Annotated in this window: 18 protein-coding genes; 11 read left to right on the top strand and 7 right to left on the bottom strand. The window is 50.9% G+C overall.

The genetic code is table 11. The annotated features are described in order from the left end of the window. Positions 1-18 precede the first annotated feature (18 nt). Positions 19-1,182: a LamG-like jellyroll fold domain-containing protein gene (locus tag JET16_RS03160; RefSeq protein ID WP_199614121.1), complete on the bottom strand. Its 1,164-nt coding sequence runs from the start codon at positions 1,180-1,182 to the stop codon at positions 19-21. A 104-nt stretch (positions 1,183-1,286) separates the two neighbouring features. On the opposite strand from JET16_RS03160, the gene JET16_RS03155 reads away from it, so the two are divergent. The 9 genes from JET16_RS03155 to JET16_RS03115 all read left to right on the top strand — a co-directional run bounded on the left by JET16_RS03155 (position 1,287) and on the right by JET16_RS03115 (position 7,519). Further along, entirely contained in the window at positions 1,287-1,730 is a 444-nt protein-coding gene (locus tag JET16_RS03155; protein ID WP_199614120.1) for a VOC family protein, read from the top strand. A 58-nt stretch (positions 1,731-1,788) separates the two neighbouring features. Then, positions 1,789-2,844, top strand: a complete 1,056-nt coding sequence (locus JET16_RS03150; protein WP_325176596.1) for a potassium channel protein — start codon at positions 1,789-1,791, stop codon at positions 2,842-2,844. Position 2,845: 1 nt separating this feature from the next. Next, positions 2,846-3,322: a hypothetical protein gene (locus JET16_RS03145; protein ID WP_199614118.1), complete on the top strand. Its 477-nt coding sequence runs from the start codon at positions 2,846-2,848 to the stop codon at positions 3,320-3,322. After that, positions 3,323-3,559 (top strand): hypothetical protein, encoded by a 237-nt coding sequence (locus JET16_RS03140; RefSeq protein WP_199614117.1) that lies wholly within the window; start codon positions 3,323-3,325, stop codon positions 3,557-3,559. 6 nt (positions 3,560-3,565) lie between these two features. Next, the gene (locus JET16_RS03135) at positions 3,566-4,873 is read left to right on the top strand and encodes a glutathionylspermidine synthase family protein (RefSeq protein ID WP_199614116.1); all 1,308 of its coding nucleotides are present in this window, start codon (positions 3,566-3,568) and stop codon (positions 4,871-4,873) included. A 36-nt stretch (positions 4,874-4,909) separates the two neighbouring features. Beyond that, the gene (locus JET16_RS03130) at positions 4,910-5,290 is read left to right on the top strand and encodes a DUF350 domain-containing protein (protein WP_199614287.1); all 381 of its coding nucleotides are present in this window, start codon (positions 4,910-4,912) and stop codon (positions 5,288-5,290) included. A 114-nt stretch (positions 5,291-5,404) separates the two neighbouring features. Then, entirely contained in the window at positions 5,405-5,752 is a 348-nt protein-coding gene (locus JET16_RS03125; protein WP_199614115.1) for a YciI family protein, read from the top strand. A 7-nt stretch (positions 5,753-5,759) separates the two neighbouring features. After that, positions 5,760-6,986 (top strand): RNA polymerase sigma factor, encoded by a 1,227-nt coding sequence (locus JET16_RS03120; RefSeq protein WP_199614114.1) that lies wholly within the window; start codon positions 5,760-5,762, stop codon positions 6,984-6,986. An 86-nt stretch (positions 6,987-7,072) separates the two neighbouring features. Then, positions 7,073-7,519: a hypothetical protein gene (locus tag JET16_RS03115; protein ID WP_233530954.1), complete on the top strand. Its 447-nt coding sequence runs from the start codon at positions 7,073-7,075 to the stop codon at positions 7,517-7,519. A 323-nt stretch (positions 7,520-7,842) separates the two neighbouring features. Here JET16_RS03115 and JET16_RS03110 read toward each other — a convergent pair whose 3' ends face one another. The 3 genes from JET16_RS03110 to JET16_RS03100 form a co-directional block, all read right to left on the bottom strand. Continuing rightward, positions 7,843-9,432, bottom strand: coding sequence for a S8 family serine peptidase (locus tag JET16_RS03110; protein WP_199614113.1), 1,590 nt, complete (start codon positions 9,430-9,432; stop codon positions 7,843-7,845). A 128-nt stretch (positions 9,433-9,560) separates the two neighbouring features. Beyond that, complete coding sequence (locus JET16_RS03105; RefSeq protein ID WP_199614112.1) at positions 9,561-10,436, bottom strand: helix-turn-helix domain-containing protein; 876 nt, start codon at positions 10,434-10,436, stop codon at positions 9,561-9,563. Positions 10,437-10,768: 332 nt separating this feature from the next. Further along, positions 10,769-13,150 (bottom strand): alpha-L-arabinofuranosidase C-terminal domain-containing protein, encoded by a 2,382-nt coding sequence (locus JET16_RS03100; protein WP_199614111.1) that lies wholly within the window; start codon positions 13,148-13,150, stop codon positions 10,769-10,771. Positions 13,151-13,263: 113 nt separating this feature from the next. On the opposite strand from JET16_RS03100, the gene JET16_RS03095 reads away from it, so the two are divergent. Continuing rightward, positions 13,264-14,043 carry a helix-turn-helix domain-containing protein gene (locus JET16_RS03095; RefSeq protein WP_199614110.1) on the top strand — a complete coding sequence of 260 codons (780 nt, stop codon included), beginning with the start codon at positions 13,264-13,266 and terminating at the stop codon, positions 14,041-14,043. On the opposite strand, the gene JET16_RS03090 is transcribed toward JET16_RS03095, so the two are convergent. Together JET16_RS03090 and JET16_RS03085 are read right to left on the bottom strand one after the other, a co-directional pair. Then, a complete protein-coding gene (locus tag JET16_RS03090) occupies positions 14,040-17,210 on the bottom strand; it encodes an MMPL/RND family transporter (protein WP_199614109.1) in 3,171 nt (1,056 codons plus the stop codon). The genes JET16_RS03095 and JET16_RS03090 overlap by 4 nt on opposite strands. Next, on the bottom strand, positions 17,207-17,674 hold the full coding sequence (locus JET16_RS03085) for a MarR family winged helix-turn-helix transcriptional regulator (RefSeq protein ID WP_199614108.1): 468 nt from the start codon (positions 17,672-17,674) through the stop codon (positions 17,207-17,209). The genes JET16_RS03090 and JET16_RS03085 overlap by 4 nt, the downstream gene beginning before the upstream one ends. 164 nt (positions 17,675-17,838) lie before the next feature. Here JET16_RS03085 and JET16_RS03080 point away from each other — a divergent pair, with 164 nt between their 5' ends. Beyond that, positions 17,839-19,674 carry a heparinase II/III family protein gene (locus JET16_RS03080; protein WP_199614107.1) on the top strand — a complete coding sequence of 612 codons (1,836 nt, stop codon included), beginning with the start codon at positions 17,839-17,841 and terminating at the stop codon, positions 19,672-19,674. Positions 19,675-19,676: 2 nt separating this feature from the next. On the opposite strand, the gene JET16_RS03075 is transcribed toward JET16_RS03080, so the two are convergent. Beyond that, positions 19,677-20,231 (bottom strand): CGNR zinc finger domain-containing protein, encoded by a 555-nt coding sequence (locus tag JET16_RS03075; RefSeq protein WP_199614106.1) that lies wholly within the window; start codon positions 20,229-20,231, stop codon positions 19,677-19,679. Positions 20,232-20,363 lie beyond the last annotated feature (132 nt).

The following is a 20,363-nucleotide window of genomic DNA, read 5'->3' as shown; positions in this document are numbered from 1 at the left end:
CAGCCTCGCTAAGTTCACTTAAACTTGCCTGCTAAGCTTATATGCGTCGAGCAGCGCTTCGACGGAAATGCCGTCAATGGTCGTCCCTTGCACGTTGCAGCGCTCGATTGCGACACCGCTTAAATTGCAATTTTCAATTTTGCTTCCTTGGAGATCGCAATTCTCGAAACGCAGCGGACGCTGTTTCGCGCCTTCCACGAAAGCCGGATGGCCTTTCGGCGGCAACCCGATGTTATGAATGTAAGCTCCGCCCAATTGTGCGCCGTCGATTTCCAGATCGCTCAAGTTGGCGTCGCTTATTTTACCGTTACTGAAGTTCACATTATGCAGTCTTGTTCGGCGAAGATCCGCGCATTCGATCGACAAGTCCGGCATCGATACGTCGTGAAACTTGACGTCCTCCGCACGGCAGTTCACGAAAATCGAGTAGGCGAAGTTCGTGTTTTCGACTCTAAGCTTCTGATTCGGCTCCCGCTTGTGCTTGATTTCCACACTGTCCGAGCCGGATTTCGCCCGCTGCGCCGCCGCAATAAATTTCGGATTATCCCAACCGTTCTCGGTATAGAGAGCGATAATTTCATCGTCTGTCAGGGGGCGGTCATACATTCGAATGTCGTCGATGGCGCCGTGGAAGAAGAAGTAAGGCTCGTCGGTAGACTTTCGTCCGATATACAGCGGCTCCTCTTCATTGGGTTCTAATCGGCCCGGTTTCTCGGTCATGAGGATACCGTTCCGATACAGCTTATGCGTGCTTCCGTCAAACACGGTCACATAATGCTCCCAAAGCCCGGTCCTCACCGGTTCCTGGACGAACACTTCGTCGGATTGAAAAAACCGGTGCCACGTAACACGGTTGTCATAGGTGCTCAATTGGAATACTCGCCGCCCTTCATGGCCGTCCTGCGAGATGATCGCATTGTTCCACCAGGAAAGCTTGGCATCGCGACCGTAACGGACCCAGACGGAAAGCGAGAACGCTTCCTTATTCAACTTCGGAGCCGGCTGTACCAAGATGTAGTCGTTGATTCCGTCAAACTCGTAAGCGCTTCCGGGATTTCCGAAACGATCCGCCGTCGGAACGGCGCCATACACTTGCCCGCTGTAATTGCCTGAATTGCCGGTGTCGAGAGCGTTTCCGTCAAACAAAAATTCCGCAATTAAACCGTTGCGCAACGAGTCCATCGGATGACCAATCCTCCCAAATTGTTATATAATTGCATAGAAGAATCATAACAAACAAGTGTTCGCCTGTAAACAATATGTTCCTATAAGGAGGAATCATCAATATGTTAGGCACTCAATTTATTACGCAAATCGGACTCATCGTCCGGGACATCGAGAAAACTTCCCAAGCTTACGCGGATTTCTTCGGGGTTGAGAAACCGAAATGGTTTTTGACCGACACGCTCGATAAAACGAATGCGCGTTACAACGGTCAACCGACGGAGGCGAGAGCAAAGCTTGCTTTCTTTGATATGGGCTCGCTGCAATTGGAACTCATTGAACCGGATGAGCACCCGAGCACATGGAGACAATTTCTGGATACGCACGGCGAAGGCGTCCACCACATCGCATTTTCCGTTGAAGGGATGGGCGATAAAATATCGGCGATGGAAGCCGAAGGTATGCCCCTCATTCAGAAAGGCGATTACACAGGAGGCCGTTATGCATATATGGACACGGTCAAAAATCTTAAAGTCATCATTGAGTTGTTGGAAAACGATAAATAACGGGAATCAGAAAGTTTACGGGATAAAGTAACTATTTCTTTAATCCCACGTATACATTATGGTTGCTTTTTTTCGGAGGTGTTACTTTTTGCATTTATTGCGCAAATTTTCGACGAAACTATTGCGTCTGAAAAATTCTCTGCTTGCCGGTATCACGATCGTATTCATTTTGGCGACTTCCGCCTTGAGTTACATGCTCGAACCCGAGACGTTCGGGAACTGGTTCAATGCGCTGTACTATGTCATGACTACGATAGCGACCGTTGGTTACGGCGACTATTATCTCGCAACGGTTCCCGGCAAAATTCTGGCAATGTTTCTATATGTGTTCGGCATCGGTCTTCTAAGTTTGGTCATCGGGAAAATCATCGATACCATCGCCGAATTTCATCGCAGAAGAGGAGAGGGGAAAATGAGTTATTACGGCAAAGACCACATCATTATTGTGAACTGGAGCAAGAAAGCGCAGCTCGCGATAGAAGAGCTTCTCGCCTTCGATCCGAACGACGAAGTTGTCATTATCGATGAAGTCGAAAAGCACCCGTTCGACCACCCGAAGGTGCATTACGTAAACGGAGATCCAACCTCCGAGGAAATATTGCTGAAAGCCGGAGTCGACAAGGCGCGGTCCGCAATTATTTTCGCCGATCCCCGCATCGACGAAACATCGCTGGTCGACGGCAAATCGCTGCTGATCGCGTCAAGCTTCGAGAGAATCGCCCCGCATATTCATACGACAGTGGAGATTATGCTGGATAAACATATTCAAAATTTCCGCCACGTTCGGGTGAACGAGTTCATTTTGTCTTATGACGCGGTTTCCCGCCTTGCCGTCCGTTCGGCGCTCAAGGAGGGGAATATCGATATTATCACACAGCTTCTGCGCCGCCGGCACGGGGCTGATATTTACGAAGTTCCGGTCGACGCTTCATGGCGGACTTTCCGCGACGCGTTCACGGATTTATTGAGCAAAGGAGCGACGCTCATCTCAAACAAAGGTGATATGAACATAAACCGGAAGCTGGATGAAGCGATACCGTCGGACGCGCGGCTGTTCGTCATTTCCGACGAAAGCATACTGGCAAAACTAACTGGCGCGGGACGTAAGGACTAAGATGGAATACTCATTGTGTTATCAAGAGTGGTCGGAAGCCGACAGGCGGGTTGTGCGGCTTGTCGATCAAGCGACGGTGTCTCGTGAGGAATTGTTTATTCGAAAACTCGTAAACGCAACGTTGATCCGCAATCAATTGTATGTTCATTCGTCGAACGAGTCCGAAAACTTTGAACTGCACCATATTTATGTTGCACCGTTCGACGCACGAAACCAGCCTTACGGGGAGGCGATTCGTGAAGCCGCGTTCGAATACTGCAGCGTGTCCGCGCGCATTGAAGCGGAATGGAAAGTATACGACGGTAGCTATTTTGTAAATACGGAGTTGATTGCTCCGGACGACGGTTTAATAGATATTGCCCGGATGCTTTTGGACCATTATTTGATTATTGAGGGACATACGTATGAGACGATTTATTCGTTGCTCGACAACGACCGGAACAAAGTCGTCTTTTATGTTAGGGAGGTGGATATATAAATGGGGGAGAAAGGAAAGACGAAGAAGATGACCGCTTTCGCGCTGATGCTCACGGTTCCTGTGATGATGACGGGATGCGGCGATACATCGCTTGAGGAAGAGTGCGACGATTTATCGGAAGATTTGGGTTATTGCGAAGACGGCGATGTCGACGGAGTCAAAATAAAATCAAAGTCCAAAAGTGCGATGAAGGGGTTCGGCAGCGGCGGCTCCAGCGGAATCAGCTCCGGGGGATGATGAAAGTTGAAGCGGATTGTAGAACTTGGCAGGCAGCATGACGATATCTTTCGAACGTTCGAAGAGCATATCCCGTATCATCGCATGTACGGCAAACAATATTGTCTTCCGTCCGTTACGGTCTATCGGAGCGAGGAGTACGAACAGCTTAAACGGGCTGCGGAGCAAATCGACAATATTTATTGGAAGGTACTTCGATTCGCGCAACGGCATTTGCCGGATCGATTTTTAGAACAGCAGCTTGGAATCCATGCCGAACTGATTCCGGCCGCGAGGATGGAAGTTCCGTTCCACGGGGTTTCAAGACAAGATTGGATCGTTAACGAGCAAGGGATCAAATGCATTGAAAACAACACGGACACACCGACAGGCATCCCGGAAACGGCATATCTCGCAAATGAGATGATTAAACTATATACTTCATATGCGATGCCCTCGTCCGGCATGAAGGCGGCTGTACAATCCGCGTTTCAGCGATTGATCGATTATTACGGAACGCAAGGATTATCCGGTCTCGTCGTCTTCAGCTGCTACGATTGGCACGCGGAGGACAAGGCCAATACGCTATATTTGATGGATGCGGTCAAAGAGTTGGGATATAGCGTAAAATATGCGCCGCTTGACCAACTGGAGATCATACCTGTCGACGGTTTGTATTTTGAGGGTGAAAAGATCAGTATTCTTTACCGTTTATACCCGTTAGAGTATCAAATTCACGACACCGACAACGAAACCGGTGCTCCGATCGGCGAAGAGCTCGTCAACTTATTGACGGAAAATAAGCTGGGGTTGATCAACCCGGCTCAAAGCGCGATCACCCAAAGCAAAGGTTTTATTGCGCTCATTTGGTCGTTGTACGAAAGAAATCATATGACCGAACAATATTGCGGTTATACGCTGTTTAATGAAGAGGAAATGTCGGCGATAGCGAATTACTTTTTGCCTACTTATTATATCGACTCGCCTTTCGTTGAAACGAATACTCCGTATGTGGCCAAGGGGTATTGGGGGAGAGAAGGAAAAGGAATATCGTTGTTTAACGGGGCCGGGGCGCTTGTGCAATCGGAGCGGGGGCACAATGATGCGGAGGTCCCGGAAGTGAGAGAGTACTATGAAAACCAACCGAAAGTGTTTCAGCAATTTTGCCCGATGGAACGACTATCGGTCAACACGGAAGAAGGGGCTTTTACCGGTTATTTGTTAACCGGGGTGTACGTCATAGGAGGCCGGTATGCAGGGCTGCTCCCGCGCATTGGCGGAAAAATCACAGGCGACATGGCTTATTATTGTCCGGCGGCAGTATCAAAATTATAGGAGGAATGACTGGTGGGCGCATTTTTGACAGATATTATGAATGTAGTGATTGGGGTTCTCATTCTATTGGCCATTCTTTGTGTCGGCGCTTATGTGTTTAGTTTATTAACCCGGTTCAACGATTCACAAGAAATTAACAAAGGGAATGAAGCGGCGGGCATCTATATGGGAAGCAAGCTGCTTGGACTATGCATCATTGTCGCGATGGTTTCTTACAGCTCCAATTCATGGCTGTCAATGGCCGTATGGTCCGCGGTCGGCATCATTGTCTTATGCTTGGTGTACTTAATATTTGACTGGTTAACACCCAAGTTTAAAGTATGCGATCAAATCGCAGAAGGAAATTTGGCAGTTGCCCAATTGCTCCGTTCCATTATCATCGGTGTCTCCATTGTAATAGGCACATTCTTGATGTAGAGCTTCCGTCTACAGAAAATTTTTTCGGCCGATGTCGAAATCCATACATCCGTCCCGTCATTATATTGAGTGAGCGATAAGGCTCACTCAATAATTTTGAGAGGAGAAATAACAATGCAATTCACACTTCTGTTTTACGAAAGCCCGGAGGATTTCTCGAATCGAACCGATCCGTCGCGGCAGAAGGAATATTTGGCAGGTTGGTCTCACTATGTTAATGCTCTGCGTAATTCCGGCGTCGTTGTGAGCGGTTCCGGACTTTATCCTCCGGAAACCGCAGCTTCTTTAAGACGCCGCGACGGTGAAATGCTCGTGCAGGATGGGCCGGTAACCGAAACCAAAGAACAGCTCGGCGGTTTTTTCGTCATTGATGTGCCTGACCTTGACACCGCATTGCAGTGGGCGGCCCGGAGTCCGGTGAATGCGGTTGAAGTCCGGCAAAATATACCGCCGTTAAAGTGATTACGCCATGAACGCATACCACGCGGTTGAACGGACGGCCCGCGATTCATACGGGAGACTGATTGCTTACCTGGCCGTACGCTGGCGCGACTTGTCGGCGGCGGAGGACGCATTGGCCGACGCCTTCCTCGCCGCATTGGAAACATGGCCGCGTATTGGTGTGCCGGATAAGCCCGAAGCATGGCTGCTTACCGCGGCGCGGCGCCGGCTCATCGACGGCGCTCGCCGTGCCCGCGTGCGCGCCAATGCCGCACCGATGCTGCTCGCCATGGCGAAAGAAGCACAACAATTGGCATCCTCCGGCATAGAGTTTCCGGATGAACGGCTAAAGATGCTGTTCATTTGTGCCCATCCCGATATCGACCCGCTCGTGCGCACGCCGCTTATGCTTCAGTCTGTGCTGGGAATCGACGCCGCCCGTATCGCGTCTGCGTTTGTGGTAAAACCTTCAACGATGGGACAGCGGCTCTCCCGCGCAAAAGCAAAATTACGGAACGAACAAATTAGTTTTGACCTTCCCGATGCCGGCGAATTACCTCAGCGGCTCGACTCGGTGCTCGAAGCGATCTATGCCGCCTACGGCAGCGGGTGGGAAGATGTGGCCGGAGTGGACCCGCGCCGCAAAGGATTGGCCGAAGAAGCGATCTACTTGGGAAGACTTCTCGTGCAATTCATGCCTTCGGAGCCCGAAGTGCTGGGACTGGTTGCGCTCATGCTTCATTGCGAAGCGCGCCGCGACGCGCGGCGCAACAAGTCTGGGAGCTACGTACCGCTCTTGGAGCAGGATATGTCGCTTTGGTCGCGAACCATGATCGAGGAGGCGGAGCGCTGTCTAAGCAAAGCCGCACAAGCCGGGCGCATCGGCCGCTTCCAACTGGAAGCAGCGATTCAATCGGTGCATTCCCAGCGTGCATGGACCGGCAGCACCGAATGGCAAGAGATTGCTCTGTTATATGAGGGGCTCGTACGTCTAGCTCCGACAATTGGAGCTTCGGTCGGCCGAGCTGCCGCTTTTGCCGAGTCGTTCGGCGCCGGCAAAGGGCTGGAGCTGCTTGAATCGATCCCGGCCGAAGCTGTGAAGGAATATCAACCTTATTGGGCGTTATCCGCTCATTTGTTCAAGCGGCTGCATAAATCTGAGGAAGCCCGGGCTGCTTACAGCCGAGCCATCGGTTTGTGCACGGATCCGTCCATACGCGAGTTTCTAAAGCATCAGGCTTGCCAAGTTCAGTGAGTACCGGAATATAGAAGCAAATAGGCGATACCTGCATACAATGTATCAGGTGATCGCCTATTATTATTGAAAAGGTGTGTGTTTCGTTGAGACAAAATGAAATGTGGCGTCCGGTTTCGGTGCAATTAAACGCAAGCCTTAATGGGGAACAAATGGTTTGTTCGATGAGCACTCAGTTGTTTCATATTCCGCAAACAAGCGACTTGCAGGGAAATGAGGAAATGCATACTCATCTCGTCCCGGCATCCTATCATCGCGTGACAGCCGTCGGATCCGCCGAAAGGTTGTTGAATGGGGAGTACCATCCGTCGATCGTTGAAACGATGATATCGTGCATGCAAAGCGCCGAACAAAGAGACCGGAACGTGCGCGCGGGATTAATGGTCATGAGGGACGCCGCTCCGGCTTCTTTCAAACCGTTTATAGAAAACATCATTCGTTGGCAGGATGTCACCGAAATGCACTTGCGCAATGCGAGGCTGCTTTCGATGCAAATTACCGGTCCCGCACCTTGGCAGGCTCAAGCGCAGTAAGAAAAAATCGGTCAGGCTTCGAACACGTCTCACTTTCTGGCGCATTATTATCGGCGTTTTCGACCGTAGGTTTGGAAAAATTTAGGATAGCGGTTAAAATTAACAGTCCGGCTTGCTCTTAATAACGCCCGAAAGCAACCAAAAGCAAGAAAATCGGGCCTCTAGGCGATAGTAACGGTCTCTGCGACCGTTAATACCACTGAAAATTGCGATTGCTACGTTAATAACGGCGAATTTTACCGCTCTTCATCACAACGATACTCTTAAATCAACGAATATCCGAACTTGCTCTCTTTTGCTGGTGACGTAGGAAAGTCATAACGTTACAACCCGTTCACTGCAGCTTGAGCGGCGGCATCGGCTTGGACTAAGCCGTACCCGTATTGGTTATCCTTCCCGGCGGCGCCCAAATCCGAAGCGGTGCTTTGCAGTATGGATCGAACTTGTGCATTCGTCAAGGCCGGGTTAACGGACCAAGCAATAGCCGCGGCTGCCGAAACGTGCGGCGTCGCCATGGAAGTGCCGTCGAAATAACTGTAATCCCACGAGGAAACATTCACGACTCCGGTACCGAGTCCGCCATTCACAATACTATTGCCGCTATTGTAGGAGACGGAAACCGACGGGATCCAGTCTCCTGGGCTTCCCAGAGTGAAACTTCCCGGATCATCGGGGTTTGCGGTATCGTTATTGACTATGATTGCCGCCGCCGCTCCTTGGGTCGTAACATTCTGGATCTTTTCGGCAAAGCTGATATTCCCCCGTTCAATCAATGCAATCCAGGCGCCCGAGTCCGGTTTGCCCGAACAGGAGGTGGTGGAATCGGCCAAGCCGCAAGCAATGAGAGGGCCCGTTACATTGCCGTTACCCGAATATTCGAGTCCGTGACTCTTATAGCTTGTTTCAACTCCGTCCTGTATCTCCTTGGCGGTACTGTTCGCTCCGGTGCCTGCCGGAACGCTGGATAACGTCGCCACCCCGGGTCCGACAAGCTCTTGTTCTTTGCCGAAGTTGGAGAAATCGGCAAGATTCAGATTACCGTCAACCGCGCCTACCGCCACAACCGAGCTGTACTTGGCCGGGTATCCGATTCTGCGGCTGCCGTCGTTTCCGCTGGCGGCAATGCTAAGCAGCCCGTTCTGATAAGCTTGATCGAAGGCTCTTTGCTCCGTTCGTGAAGAAGTGCTGCTGCCAAGCGACAGGTTGGCAATGTCGGCATTATTTTGCAAGCACCAATTAAGGCCGTTGATTACGCCGCTCGTCGTTCCGCTGCCGTCGTCGCCAAGCACTCTGGCAACGTATAGATCCACGCCGGGCGCCGCTCCGATTCGGCTTCCGCTATTGCCGGTCTGTCCGGATATCGTGCCTGCGACATGTGTGCCGTGTCCGTTGCCGTCACGCGCATCCGGATGTCCGTCATTGACGAAATTTTTGCTGCCTTTAATAATGGATGCGCCATCCCGATTAAACTCCGGATGGTTGTAGTCGATGCCCGAATCCAATACACAAACCTTGATATTGTTGCCGGCAGCGTTCTGATTCCAAGCGGTTTCGGCGTGAATTGCCTGTAACCCCCAAGTAAGTGTTCCATCAGAGTAAGGCGCGCCGTCGCTGCTTGCAAATACGGGGCGGTCCTCCTCGATGTAAGTTACATTAGGGTTGCGTTCCAATCCTTTAATAGCCGCGGCAGTGGCAATGATATGAACCGCGTCAAGATCGTCCCAATGCGATACGAACTGAATACCCTTCGCTTCCAGCGCTTTAGGCGGGACGTCCGGCTGCATTCCCACAAGGTACGAATGCCGCTCGGCCTGCTCCGGAGCCGCTGCGGCAGCATTGGCGGCGAACAGCAGCAGTATGAGCAATACACCGATAACTTTCGAAAAATTGCCGGCTTGTAACTTTCTTCTCACAATGAAAATCTCCTTCCGATACGTTGTTGGCGAGACAATACATTGTATTAACCGTGCAATGACGATATGTGAAAATACATAATCATAATATTGTGAGATAATCGCAGTTCCGAAAGTAATAGGCAGCCCTAAGTAATTAACTGTCTTCGCAAGTCGGATGGGGAAACGTTTTTTAATTTTTTAAACACGCGCCCGAAATAAGTCAAGTTGGAGAAACCGACCCGGTATGCCACTTCGTTGATGCTGCAATCCGTTTCCCGGAGCAGACGGTCCGCTTCAATGATCCGCAGCATGTTCACATATTCGATGAACGTCTTGCCGGTCGTCTTCTTAAAGAGATTGCAAAAATAATTGGGGCTGAGGCTGCACATTTGAGCCGCTTCATCTACGGTGAGCGCTTCATGGAATCGCTCGGTCAAATGCCGGAGGACCGGACTTATCGCCCCTTCTCTTTCCGGCCGGTTCTTTCTTCTTTCATCTCCGCTTTCAGCGCTGCGGTACACGTGCCCCAAGCATAGAAGCAGTTCCGCTTTGACAAACAGTTCATAACCGTCTTGTTTATGTTCGAATTCTCTCATTAGGCGGATCAAACTTTCCTCAATGCAGGTGGTTGCGAAACCGCCGGCTTTGAATATGGCCGGAACAATGCATTCATTGTTTATGATGGGAAGAATATATTTTTTCTCGGTGCTGTCCAATGCGCTGTTCCGGATAACCGCCTCGTTGAAGACGATCGCGGTTAATTCCGTTTGCTTTCCTAACGGGAAAGCGGCATGAATCCGCCTCGAATTGACAAAAACTATGTCGCCTTCCACCACATCCTCAAATAAAGAATCCACTTGAACCCGATAGCTTCCTCGTCGAATATACATCCACTCCAGATGCTCATGCCAATGCGGCGGTATGGAAGGGCTCTTCGGTTCGCACACCGTAAACACATTGATCGGAAACGTCTTGTCCGGAAGCTCGGTGCGTTCTCTCCCGGAGGGAGGTGCATATGTCATGGGTAGTCACATATCCTTCCTCGTAATATTGTATGATAATTCGATAGTATTCGATCTGTTATTGCACCATCATCATTCATTATAATTCAAAACAAGTGCAATAGGACTCTTTATTAAAAAGTAATTTGGTACGAGAAGTGACAACGATGGCACGATTGTACGATGCGCTTCTTTAAAAATAACATCATCCGATCAAAGTATTGTTACTGGCGATTGGGTGTTTCGACAAATTCGCTGAGCGGATGTTAAATAAGCAAGAGGCTAACCCGCATATTTTGCGTCAGGGTTAGCCTCTCTTCATTAATAACCTTCGTATTCTTAAATTTTCGGGATCATTTCACTCTGAAGACAGTAACAGAATGCTTTGGAAAATTGTAATAAAAACTGCAGCCTTCCGCGATAAATTGCTTCTGCTTCGGCGATACCCGCTCAGGAGACGAAAAGCTGTTTTCGTCATCAAGCGCAAAGCCGGACATCTCAAACACTTCAACGGTCAAAGACGATTTTTGCATATCCTCCAAAACAACTTGCGTATGAACGCTTTTCTCATGTACATTGACCGCCTTTATGATGACATCGCCTGTGGAATGCTCGATGCTTGACGAAAAATACAGAGGCTCGATAACCGGAATCTTGTCTTCCGTCTCATTGAATAGCACGTTGTCAATGTAAGCGCGGATCTGTCTTCCCGAAACTTCTAATTTAAACTCGTGTTCAACGCCGGATTCCAGAGTAAATGTGCATTGGGTGAGGCAAGAGGTTCTGCCGTTCACGCTGGAACACATATTGGAGTCCGCATTCGCCCAGCCGCCTATTTCCCAGATCAGCTGGTTTTTGTCGTCGCGTTTTCCGAAATAAATGTTGAAACCTTTGGGCCCGCTGACCTTTTTGGCTTTTAGAGTCAGCGTATAGTTTTCCCAATCCGTTTCTCCCAAATCCAGCGTTCTTATAGCCGATCCGTTTTGTCGATCCTCAGTCGTATCCGAAAGCTCGGCAGAAGACATATTGAAATCTTTCGTTTCTCCGGTATCGCTGTTAACCAGCCGAATATCCGAAAACCGAATTGAGCAAAGGTCTGTCCCAAGCGCAATCGCACCGTTAATCGGCTTCATCGTCGGTTCTTGTTTTTTCTCCAATCCGGTTGCTTCCATTTTTAACAGTTGATCGCCTTGATGGTGCATAAACAGCTTCTGCACGTAATAATTTGCCGTTCCATACACTTCATGATTGTTGAACCAGATCAAGTCCGGTTTCCAATTGACATAGTCTACATTGCAAAGCATCGGCGCGTAGCAGGCCAGCCCTACCGCGTGCGCGTTTTTTTCCAGCCCGGTCATAAAAGCGGCTTCTACAAGAGCGTTATAATAGGTGTTTCCCCATGAAGCATACTCGCCTAAAAACACCTTCGGGTCATCGGCCTTAAAGTCATCGTAACGGTCAATATGTGCCAGAAACCATTCCGGAGACTGATAATAATGCTCGTCTACAAGATCCGATTTGTTCTCCCTTGCCGATTTCCAGCCTCGTTCATATTCTCCGCCCGCCGCAAACGGTCCGCTTGTGTTGATAATTTTGATCTTCGGATATTTCTCTTTTATCGCCCTGTGGAAGTACGGATATCGTTCAAAAAACGGCTCTCTGACTTCCTCGTTACCGATGCCGATATACTCCAGGTTAAAAGGTTCAGGGTGACCCAGCTCCGCCCGTACGGCACCCCACTTGGTGGAAGAATCTCCGTTGGCAAATTCGATCAAATCCAGGGCGTCTTCAATCCAGGGCGTTAGTTCTTCAAGCGGAACGATTCGATTATGATGCGGGTCGACTCCGCCCGGCAAAATCGGAATCGGCTTGGCGCCGATATCTTCGCAGAACAGAAAATATTCGTAATAACCTAAACCGAGTGTCTGATTATAGCCCCAGTTATTCCGTCTGGCCGGTCTTTGCTCGAGATCGCCAATCGTGTTTTTCCACCGGTACATCGAGTTTCTGTCATCGGCATTCAATGAACCGTCATGCACCAGACATCCGCCGGGGAAACGCATAAACTTCGGTTTTAGATCCGCGATCAGCGTCGCAATGTCTTCCCGCATGCCGTTTGGCCGGTTGCGAAATGTCTTTGCCGGAAAGAGCGATACCATATCGAGATAAAGTTTTCCTTTTCCCTTCGTTACAATGACTAGACGACTGCCGGTATCGGTGGCATTGGCCGTAATTGACGTTTCGTATTTTGTCCATTCGGAGGAATGCACCGTGATCGTTGTTTCTCCTCGAACGGTGCCGTCAATAGCTTCAATCGATATTTTAACCGGCTCGCCAAAGCTCTCATCTCGTCTTGCATAGACCGAAAATAAATAATTTTCTCCTTGCCTGACAGGAATTCCGCTGTTAAATCCAAGATTCATAATCCCGACACCGTCGCCCTCGGATACAATATCAATGGCAACGTAGTGCGGGTTTCGCGGGTGTAACGAATGCCCTTCCTCTACGGTAATTTCCGCTTTCCCGCCGCCGCGTTCGACTTTTTCCCAGGCTGTCAGCGAATGGTATTCTGCGCGATCGATCGGATCAAATTCGAAAGAACGGTTTCGAACGAGCTCCGCGTACAGTCCGCCGTCCGCCGCATGATTCAAATCCTCGAAAAAAATGCCGAACATGTCGCCTAACTTCGCGCCGCGTTCTTGTGTGTATACTTTTAATACCGCTTCTGCTTTCATCGATTTCTGTCTCCTTGACTGTTTTTCTCAGATTGTAAGTGCTTGTCCGCTCGGAAACAATAATCTATAATGGCAAGTAACTGACTTATCGTGCTTTTTGAGGGGATTCGATAATGATTCGTTTGATTAGCTGCGGACATAATATTGTGCACAAGGACGGGATTGCGATAGATCGTCCGGCAGGGGCGGGGAATTATGCCTTTGTTTTATTCAGAAGCAATTCGGAGGTTGTTATAGATGGAAGGAGGGTGGCGGCGGAAAAAAATACATTCATTATTTTCCGCCCTGCGACACCTCATCTTTACCGGGATTCGGAGAAACCGTTCGTCAACGACTGGTTCCATTGCGAAGGCAGTGAAGTCACAGATTTCCTTCAGCAGTTGAATTTCCCTTTGGATACGCTGATCAAGGCTGCCGACCCGTATTTGATAACAAGGTATATAAGAGATTTGCATAGCATCAACAGGCTTGGAGGTCCGTTACGAGAACAGATTATTGACACCGATATAAGAACGCTTTTCTTGAAGCTTAGCAATCTTCTCGAAAGAGCCGCTTTACCGGAAAAGATGAACCGGTATTTTCGCGAGTTTTCCGAGCTGCGCAACGAGCTGTACAGTTCGCCGCAAACACATTTGCCTGTTGAAAAGATCGCTTCGCGCGTCAACTTGAGCAAATCGTATTTCCAGCATATTTATAAGGAACTATTCGGGTGTTCCGTCGTTTCGGATATGATCAACAGCAGGCTGGAGTATTCGAAGTATCTTTTGGAGAACAGTTCGCTATCCGTGACTGCCGTTTCGAAGATGTGCGGTTATGAGAACGACACCCATTTTATGCGACAGTTTAAACGATTCGTAGGCGTCACGCCAAGCCAATTCAGGTCGCAGCGCTAATTACATACCGCTTGTGCCGATTCCTCTTGCTTTAATCGCCGCGCCTGGTTTTCCCTGCCTCTCATCGGCCACCAATTCGCTTCCCCGAACGTGCGGACCATCACCGGTACGAACAACGGCAGCATGACGAACGAGTACAGGAACAAACCGCAAAGAACGACCGTGGCAATTTGCATGAGCGACATGACGCCGGAAGGGATCATCGCCGCGAACGTTCCGCCCAGAATGACCGCGGCCGACATTATTACGCTTCCGGTGCTCCGCATCGCCTTCAAAATCGCTTCTTTAGCGCCCAACATGCGCTCCTCTTTGAAACGGTCCATCAGGAAGATGCTGTAATCGACTCCGAGCGCAATGAGTATCACGAAGCCGAAGAAAAACACGGTCCAACTGATGCTCGACAAGCCCAGGATGCGAACGAAGAGCGTTTCCGCCATCGCCATCGCGGTATAATAGGTCAGCCAAAGCGACAGCATCACATAGAGAGGGATTACAATGGAGCGGAACATGGCGACAAGGATCAAGCCGATTCCGATCATCATAAGGACGACGGTTCGGGAATAATCCGCCCCGGAGATGCTCCATAAATCGTTGTTGATGCTGGAAACGCCGTCAACCGCATACTCCGCTTGAGCGTAAGCCGACCCTCTCAATGCTCTTCCGACCGCAGCCTGTAGCTCGTCGACTTTCTTCAAGCTTTCCAACATATACGGGTTTGTGTCGAACACCACATCGAACCTGGCGATCTTGCCGTCTTTTGAGACATACATTCCGACCGCATCCCGGAACTCTTCGTTCCGGGCGGCTTCGTCCGGCAGAAACCAGCCGGTCAACTGCTTGTCGGGAGCGGAGGACAGCTCGAGCAAATATTGCTGCGCCGACGTCAACCCATCCGTGACCTGCGTCAGACCGTCAACACTCTGATTAAGCCCGTCGGTCAACTCTCCAAGCCGGCTGGCGAGCCGGGTAAAACCGTCGCCAAGCTCCCGCTGGCCAAGCTCAATTCGTTCGATGCCGCCAACGACTTCCGGCAGCTGAGCCGTGATTTGCCCTTGGCCGTCCGCCGCTTGAGCTATACCTTCCTGAAGCTGCCCAATGCCGGTTACTATCCGGCCAAGCCCATGCGCCAGCTTGGTTTGCCCTTCGGAAGCCCGGGCGAATCCGTCGTTAGCCTGCTGCAGCCCTTGCGCAATCCCGGCAAGCCGCGCATTCAATTGCGCGATGCCTCCGCCAAGCTCCGAAGCGCCGGATTGCAGCTGCGCCACTGCTCCTTGCGCTTTCGCAAAGTCGGGATCGCTGCCCAGATCCGGATATTTATCCGCAAGTGTGCTCAAGCCTTTGCCCAATTCGGAAAGCCCCAAGGTCAACTCGTTGACTTTCGTCCCAACGCCGCCATACGTCTCCGACAATTGCGACAGCCCGGATCCCATCTGCCGGTAGTTGGCCAGCAATTGTTCGCTTGCCGCCGCCAATTGCTCCGCGCTTGATTGCGCCTGAGCCAGCCCGTTCTTCAGTTCTCCCGCACCGGCCGTTCCATCCCGAAGTCCGGTCTCGATCCGCTTCAGACCGTCGCCAAGATTGACAATCCCGGCTTTCAGCTCCGCAGTTCCGTCCGCCAGGCGATTCGCGCCGTCCGCCGCCTTGTTCAACTCGGGTGCGTTGTCGCTTAACGACTTGCCGGCGTCGGCAAGACCTTCGGTTATTTTGCTCAATCCGTCTTCGCCTTCGCCCAACCCGCTGCCGAGCGCATCCATCTGCTTCGCCACCTGCAAATCCTCAAGCGCCTCTCCGGTCGGCCGCGTTGCGCTGCGAACCGTTTTGACGCCGTCTATTTGGTAGAGCTCCCGGGACACCTGCTCGATGACCGCTAAACCTTCGGGGGTATCGAACTCCTTGTCGGCTTTGATTACAACCGCCGAGGGGAGTGACTCTCCGGGACCGAAGCTGTCGGATATGATGTCGAACGCTTTCACGGATTTGAAGCTGCTGCCGATCTCATCCATCGAATTAAAGGAAGGCGTTCCTTTGTACGCGAATAGAAACGGCCCCGCCACCGCCGCGACGATCAGGAGCGCCAGCACCGGACGTTTCATGGAGAAGCGGCCGACCGCTCCCCATAGCCCATTTTCCTTATGCTCCATCGCTCCTTTAGAAGGCCAGAAAATCGCCTTGCCCATCGTCATCATGAAGAACGGAACGAGCGTCGCGATCGCAACGAGCAAAACTGCGATCCCGACGGCAACGGCGACCGCCGAACGGTACAGCACGAAAGTCGAGAATCCGATCGAGGCAAATCCGACTAGAACGGCAAGCCCCGAGAAGAAGACGGTTTTGCCCGCCGTCCGGTATGTCTCGACAATCGCATCCGCTTTGTCGCCGCGCTTCGCGAGTTCCTCTTTGAACCGGCTGATCAGCAATATGCAATAATCGGTTCCTATTCCGAACAAAATCGCAACCAAGAAAATTTGCGTAAACGTGGACAATGGAAAATCAAGATACCGGACAAGCCAGGCAACGATCGATTGCGAAACCACATAGGTCAATCCGACGGTCAGCAGCGGAATGAAGGGAGCCGCAGCTGAACGAAACACGACGAACAGGATGGCCACGATAAAGATAACGGTAAGCCATTCGGTTTTCTTAAGGCCTTCCTGCGAGCTCTCGACCAAATCTTCTTCAATCAGCCAACCGCCCGTATAATAATGGTCCACATTGACATCCGCGACAGCGGCATATAATGCGTCGCGCGCTTGTGCCGGCTCCCGGCCGTGTTTCTCCAGACTGACGAGCGCAAGGACCGTCTTGCCGTCTTGGGACACCAACTGGTTTTCCAGTTCGGGCGTGTCGTAATGGGTGACGACGTTGGTTACGCCGGCATGCCGGTCGTCCCGGAGCTTCTGCAGCCCGCGCTTAATTTCCTCTTTATCGGAAGGGGTCAGGTTATTCTCGTTGTGGAATACGAGCGCAGACGACCATTCATCGGCGGTTCCGCCATTCATTTCCTTCAGCAAATTCCCGGCCAGCGCAGACGGGGAACCGTCGGGTACGCTGATTTGTCCTTTGTCGCGTACAAGCTGCTCCATGTTCGGCGCCGTAACCATCAGTACGGCGGCTGCAACGAGCCATGCCGCCAACACAGCCCACCGCCATCTCAAAACCGTTCTCATTTCCCGATCTCTCCTTCTTCCGAAGCTTGCATAAGCACACGCGCCAACTTCTCATACGTTTCGATAAACGCACTCGCCTCCTCCGGAGTAAAATTGGCGATAAGTCGGGACAGTACCCGGTGGGTATTTTCTTCGATTTCTAGTGCAGCCTCGCGCCCCTTGCCGGTCAACGACAAATATATGACGCGGCGGTCTTTCCGGTCCGGTATGCGTCGGACTAAGTCTTTATCGACCAATCTGGCGATAATGGCGGTGACGGAGCTTTTGCCCACACTGAACGCTTCCGCCAGCTCCGTCGAAGTACAGGACTCGTTTGTACGAATATAGAGCAGTATCTTGCTTTGCTCGGGGGTCAAGTCTCCGACAAGCTCATCCTTCAGCAAAACGCCGAATTTCCTTTCCACAAGGAACATTGCTTTCAGATACCGCTCAATCAGTTGTTTGAGCACGGCTCCTTCGATCAATTTAATTCTCACTCCCTGGTTAGTACATTTAGTTCGCTTGTCTAATAGTTTCATTATCGAACAATTATACACAAGAACTATATCATCGGAGCTAATCATCGTCAAGACAAAAGGAAAAACACCGGTCATTGACGAATCCCATAGGTAAGGAAAGGGGAAATGTATTGGTGGAAATGCAGGCGATATTGACTGGACTGCAGTACGGAACGATGAAGAGCGGAGGGGACGGCCGGCGTCTGCTTTTCCCGGAAGGCCGGGAGGGATGGCATGAACGGAAGTCTTCGCCTGAATTCGTACGCAAATTGAATGAATTTCGGTCAATCGGGGATCGGCTGTTGAAGGAGCCGATCGAGACGATTCCATTTCGATTATATAAGCTCTATGATACGACGGGGGATAGAGAACAGTTTCAGAAAGTTTATTTCGAAAGAAGAAGGCGGTTGGACGTGTTTGCGGTGTTATCGCTTGCGGACGGCGACCCTCGATACGTGGAAGCCTTGGAAGACACGATATGGGCGATATGCGGCGAATACACCTGGTGCCTGCCTGCGCATTTAGGAGGTAACAGTCTTCGCGTCACCGAAAAAGCGAATCACCGGGAAACAATCGATTTGTTTAACGCGGAAACCGCTCTTTATCTGTGCGAAATCGTTCACCTGCTTGAAGACGTCTTGCCGGAGCTCGTCGTATACCGCGCTCGCGAAGAAGCGAGGTCTCGCGTGCTGGATCCTTATTTATCCGCATCCACGGCGTATTGGTGGGAGACGACGGATATGAACTGGGCCGCGGTTTGCGCAGGTTCTGTCGGAGCGGCAGCCATGTACCTGATCCAGGACGACGATGCTCTTTACCCTATCCTTCGCCGCGTTGCGGACACTTTGGACTGCTTTGTGGGCGGGTTTACGGACGACGGCGCTTGTCTTGAAGGCATACTTTACTGGAACTACGGATTCGGTTTTTATGCCGGCTTCGCCGAGCTGCTACGGCAAAGGACCGGCGGTCGGATCGATTTGATGAAGCGAGAGAAAATAAAAAACATTGCGTTGTTCCAACAAAAATGTTATTTGTACGGCAACGCGGTGCTCAGCTATTCGGACAGTTCGCAAACGTATGATTACCATCCGGGGTTAACGCATTATTTAAAATCGCGGTATGAAGAGCTTGAAATACCGGAACGTCAATACGAAGCAGGCATTCTCGGCGACAATTGTTTCCGGTGGCTGTTCGTCATACGCAATCTGGTTTGGAACAACCTATCCGATGCCGGGAGCGGGCTTCGCGATGCGGACTATTATTTGCAGGATGCGCAAATTCTGGTCAGCCGCCGTACGATCGGCACCCGTAAGACCGCTTTTTCCGCCAAAGGCGGACATAACGGCGAACCGCACAACCATAACGATGTGGGCAGCTTTATTTATTTGGTCGACGGCGAGCAGCTGCTTGCCGATCCGGGTTCCGGCGTCTATTCGAAACAGTATTTTGGCGACGCCAGATATTCTCTCATTTACACCGGATCGCACGGCCATTCCGTACCGATTGTGGAGGGCGCGTATCAACTGGCCGGAATGCAACATCGCGCGACAATACACTCCGCGATCATAACGGATGCTGCGGACGAATATGTGATGGATATCGCGGGCGCGTATTCGTGTCCGAAGCTGCTTTCGCTTATAAGGCATTTCCGGTTTGATAAGCGATCCGGCGCATTGCGCTTGGAGGATCGATATAGCTTCAGTGAATGTCCCTCCGGATTGACAGAACGTTTCGTCACTTTCTTCGATCCGGTCGTGATGCGGGATGGAACCGTACGCATCAAGGGCAGCCGCGGTACCGGCATACAATTGACGTACGACCCGGAGCAGCTTGTGTTGAGCGTCATCCGGGAACCGTTCATACATGGCAATGAGGGGAAGGAGTGGCTGTACTGCATAGATCTGCAGTTGCGGGTTCCGAAGACCGATGCGGCAATTGTTGTAGAAGTGTCGTTGGACGACGGTTAATCTTATATTTCCGAGCTTTTCTTGCGTGCGCGAAAGCGTCTGACTTTCATTAAGTTGCCGCACATTTTGTCGTCGCAAAACCGTTTGGAACGATTGCGCGTGTTATCGTAGTAAACCCATAAACAATCCGGATTGTCGCAAATCCGGATACGGGAAATCTCTCCGTTTATCAGCACATCGGCGAAGGAAGCTGCGATTTCCGCCATTACCTGCGGCCATTCTACGGGAGTTGAAAAATGTTGCGTTTCCAACCGGTAACCGCCGGCGCTGCCTGTGATTTGGCGAACTACGGGTCCGCCGGCCAATAACTTATTCAGAGTGCGGATGTCATCGCGGCTTGCCTCGGAGCCGTGTACAAGCCGTTTCACCAAATCAAATAAAAATGCCCGAAACCGCTTCAATTCCGCCATCTCTTCCTCAGTCGGCCTGCCCGTGACGGAGAGATGGTGTTCCCCGAGCCATTGATCCAGCCATCCGGCCTTGTCCAGCCTGTCTTCGGACCGGTCTCCTCCCCTCCAATCGTGATAATCGCTGTTCAAGAAATCATCCCACAACATAATGTCATTCCACTCCGGTATTTTTATTCTGATGATTGTAACATGTAAAAATATGTTTTGCTAGTTACTTGCAACTGCATTTCACATGTGTTACTATCCGATTGTAACTACCAAAATATCATTTTAATCGTT

The organism is Paenibacillus alkalitolerans (assembly GCF_016482785.1).
GTDB classification, from domain to species: Bacteria; Bacillota; Bacilli; order Paenibacillales; family YIM-B00363; genus Paenibacillus_AE; species Paenibacillus_AE alkalitolerans.
The sequence above is the reverse complement of the archived record's forward strand: the minus strand, read 5'-3'. Positions and strand labels throughout refer to the sequence as shown.

Coding starts and splice junctions, on each gene's coding strand:
- JET16_RS03160 (WP_199614121.1), bottom strand. CDS start 1,182: ATGGACTCGTTGCGCAACGGTTTAATTGCGGAATTTTTGTTTGACGGA.
- JET16_RS03145 (WP_199614118.1), top strand. CDS start 2,846: ATGGAATACTCATTGTGTTATCAAGAGTGGTCGGAAGCCGACAGGCGG.
- JET16_RS03120 (WP_199614114.1), top strand. CDS start 5,760: ATGAACGCATACCACGCGGTTGAACGGACGGCCCGCGATTCATACGGG.
- JET16_RS03100 (WP_199614111.1), bottom strand. CDS start 13,150: ATGAAAGCAGAAGCGGTATTAAAAGTATACACACAAGAACGCGGCGCG.
- JET16_RS03155 (WP_199614120.1), top strand. CDS start 1,287: ATGTTAGGCACTCAATTTATTACGCAAATCGGACTCATCGTCCGGGAC.
- JET16_RS03090 (WP_199614109.1), bottom strand. CDS start 17,210: ATGAGAACGGTTTTGAGATGGCGGTGGGCTGTGTTGGCGGCATGGCTC.
- JET16_RS03130 (WP_199614287.1), top strand. CDS start 4,910: ATGAATGTAGTGATTGGGGTTCTCATTCTATTGGCCATTCTTTGTGTC.
- JET16_RS03105 (WP_199614112.1), bottom strand. CDS start 10,436: ATGACATATGCACCTCCCTCCGGGAGAGAACGCACCGAGCTTCCGGAC.
- JET16_RS03095 (WP_199614110.1), top strand. CDS start 13,264: ATGATTCGTTTGATTAGCTGCGGACATAATATTGTGCACAAGGACGGG.
- JET16_RS03075 (WP_199614106.1), bottom strand. CDS start 20,231: ATGTTGTGGGATGATTTCTTGAACAGCGATTATCACGATTGGAGGGGA.
- JET16_RS03140 (WP_199614117.1), top strand. CDS start 3,323: ATGGGGGAGAAAGGAAAGACGAAGAAGATGACCGCTTTCGCGCTGATG.
- JET16_RS03150 (WP_325176596.1), top strand. CDS start 1,789: ATGGTTGCTTTTTTTCGGAGGTGTTACTTTTTGCATTTATTGCGCAAA.
- JET16_RS03125 (WP_199614115.1), top strand. CDS start 5,405: ATGCAATTCACACTTCTGTTTTACGAAAGCCCGGAGGATTTCTCGAAT.